General features: G+C 40.3%; 1 pseudogene. It reads left to right on the forward strand.

Features of this window, described 5'->3' with window-relative positions:
* Window positions 1-549, forward strand: a pseudogene (locus R8N49_RS29680) (UDP-glucose 6-dehydrogenase); the annotation flags it as partial.

The raw sequence follows: 549 nt of genomic DNA on the forward strand, positions 1-549 counted from the left end.
TTTCTGAGATCGAGAGCTTTCTTGAAACGAAGAAACTCAATTTTGTGGCAACGCTAGACAAAGAGCTCGCCTATAAAGATGCTGAATTTGTTATTATCGCAACACCTACAGATTATGACCCGCAAACTAACTACTTTAATACCTCTTCTGTTGAAGCCGTGATTAAAGATGTTATGTCAATCAATTCAGATGCAGTAATGGTGATTAAGTCTACTGTTCCTGTAGGCTATACCGCTCGAATCAAGGAAGAACTGGGATGTGATAATGTAATTTTCTCTCCAGAGTTCTTGCGAGAGGGTAAAGCGCTCTATGATAACCTTCACCCATCACGCATAATTGTTGGGGAACGCAGTGAACGTGCTGAAATGTTTGCGGACTTGCTGGTTGAGGGAGCTGTAAAAGAAGATATTCAAGTTCTATTTACTGACTCTACAGAAGCTGAAGCAGTAAAACTATTTTCAAACACCTACCTTGCAATGCGAGTTGCGTACTTTAATGAGCTGGATTCTTATGCAGAAACTCATAGTTTGGATGCTCGTCAAATCATTG

This window comes from Vibrio sp. 1978, from assembly GCF_033344345.1.